The organism is Nocardioides zhouii (assembly GCF_004137345.1).
In the GTDB taxonomy this organism is placed as follows: Bacteria; Actinomycetota; Actinomycetes; order Propionibacteriales; family Nocardioidaceae; genus Nocardioides; species Nocardioides zhouii.
Genome location: NZ_SDWV01000046.1, coordinates 1 through 1,088, shown reverse-complemented (window position 1 = coordinate 1,088; position 1,088 = coordinate 1). Strand labels below are relative to the sequence as shown.

General features: G+C 64.9%; 1 protein-coding gene. It reads right to left on the bottom strand.

What is annotated here, in order from left to right:
- Positions 1-19 precede the first annotated feature (19 nt).
- Positions 20-979, bottom strand: coding sequence for an IS481 family transposase (locus EUA94_RS21970; protein ID WP_101228951.1), 960 nt, complete (start codon positions 977-979; stop codon positions 20-22).
- Positions 980-1,088: the final 109 nt, after the last annotated feature.

The window sequence follows — 1,088 nt, the reverse complement described above, 5'->3', positions numbered from 1 at the left end:
CGCTAGGTGTACCCGGCCATCAGGTTGGTAGCAGTCGGCTGATGGGTGGGTTGCCTCCGAGTGCGCTGTGGCGGCGTTCAGTGTTGTAGTGCTCGAGCCATGGCGCAAGGGCTGCGGTTCGGTCGTTGTTGCTGGTGAAGATCTGCCGGTAGGCCCACTCGGTGGCCAGGGTGCGGTTGAGGCGCTCGACCTTGCCGTTCTGCCAGGGACAGTGGGGCTTGATGAACTTCTGGACGATGTCGTGATCGGCGCACACCTCGCGTAGCGACCACTTGTAGGCCCAGGCGTTGTCGGTCATCAACCGTTCGATCTGGGCGATGCCGTGGGCGGCGAAGTAGTCGATCGCGCGCTCGAGGAAGGCCGCGCAGGTCGTGCCCTTCTCGTCGGGCAGGACCTCGCTGTAGGCCAGCCGGGAGTGGTCATCGACGAGCGAGTGGACGTAGTCGTAGCCGATCTTGACCTTGCGGTCGCGGTTGCCATCGGTGCGCCCGTGGACACGCCAGCCGCCACCGTCGGGGATCTTGCCGAGCTTCTTCACGTCCATGTGGACCAGCTCGCCCGGCCGCTCGCGCTCGTAGCGCACGGCGGTCTGTTTCGAGGACCGGATCACATCACCAGTGATCGGGTCACACTCACGCAGATACGGCACGTCGTGGCGGCGCAGGATCCTCGACACCGTCCGCGCCGGCACACCAACTTTCGCGGCCAGAACGTCGGGGCCGTCGCGAAACTCAGCGCGCGCTGCGAGGACCTTCTGCTCGACCTCATCGCTGGTCTTGGTGGGCATCGAGTGCGGACGCGAAGAGCGGCTGATCAAACCGGCCTCGCCTTCGCTGTCGTGGCGATCGATCCACTTCTTCACACACTGGCGCGAGACACCCATCGCAGCAGCGATGTGGGCCTGGGGCCAGCCAGCTTGATGGCGCTGGACGATCAGGCGACGACCGTGGACGGTGAGACGGGCATTACCGTGGGACACGAGAACCTCCGGGTTGGAGTGGGCCTTAGACAAGCCACATCCCATCCGGAGGTTCTCACTCGTTCAACCAGGCTCGCCGCTACCAATGTCGTGGCCGGGTACAGCTAGG